Source organism: Streptomyces sp. NBRC 110611, from assembly GCF_001590865.1.
Lineage (GTDB): Bacteria > Actinomycetota > Actinomycetes > Streptomycetales > Streptomycetaceae > Streptomyces.
In genome coordinates this window covers 1-1,078 of record NZ_BBUY01000084.1, presented here as the reverse complement: position 1 = coordinate 1,078, position 1,078 = coordinate 1, and the positions used below count along the sequence as shown (strand labels likewise).

The 1,078-nt window shown below is 72.9% G+C and carries 1 protein-coding gene; it reads left to right on the top strand.

Going from position 1 to position 1,078, the window contains the following annotated elements:
- Positions 1 to 1,078: SulP family inorganic anion transporter (locus AZE13_RS33450; RefSeq protein WP_066940586.1), on the top strand; the 1,078-nt coding region annotated here is incomplete at both ends.

The window sequence follows — 1,078 nt, the reverse complement described above, 5'->3', positions numbered from 1 at the left end:
TGGGGCGCTGGTTCCGGGCGATCTCGGTCGCCGTGGTCCAGGGCATGCTGGCCGGTATCGGCCTGGTGCTGATCGCCGGACAGCTCTACGCCCTCGCGGACGCCAAGGCGCCGGGCAGCGGACTGGCCAACATCGGCTCACTGCCGGGCCTGGTCGCCGACACCGTCCGGTCCGCCTCCGCGCTGTCCGCGTTCGCCGTCGGCGCCGGCACCATCGCCGTGCTGGTGCTGTGGCCCCGCTGGCAGCGTGCCGCACAGATTCTGCCCGCCCCGCTCGCCGCGGTGGCGCTCGCCACCACCGCGGTCTGGGCGCTCTCCCTGCCGGTCGCCAAGATCAAGGTCAGCGGACTGCTGGACGCGATCCAGCCGCCCGGCCTCGCCGACCTCGGCAAGCTCACCGAGGTCGGGGTGATCGGCACGGTCCTCGCCTTCACCCTGATCGCGTCCGCCGAGTCCCTCTTCAGCGCCGCGGCGGTGGACCGGCTGCACGACGGGCCGCGCACCGACTACGACAAGGAGCTGATGGCCCAGGGCGCGGGCAACGCCGTCTGCGGTGTGCTGGGCGCGCTGCCGATGACCGCGGTGATCGTGCGCAGCGCCGCCAACGTCCAGGCGGGCGCGAAGACCAAGGCGTCGCGGGTGCTGCACGGCGTCTGGCTGCTGGTGTTCGCGGCGGCCTTCCCCGCCGCACTGGGCGTGGTCCCGGTGGCCGCGCTCGCGGGCATCCTCGTCCACTCCGGCTGGAAGCTGATCCCGCGGCGTGAGCTGGTGCCGCTGTGGCGTGAACACCGCGGGGAGGCCGTGGTGCTGTCGGTCACCGCGATCGCCATCGTCGTGGTCGGTATGTTCGAGGGAGTCCTGATCGGCCTGCTGATGGCCGTGGCGAAGACCGCCTGGGAGACCTCGCACGTCCACCTCGAGATCCACACCCCGGACGACGAGGCGGAGCCGGTGCTGGTCCGGGCCGTCGGCAACGCCACCTTCCTGCGGCTGCCGAAGATCCTCGACCAGCTCGACGCCCTGCCGACCGGGCGCGACGTGGAGCTCGATCTGACCGGGCTGCGCCACCTCGACCACGC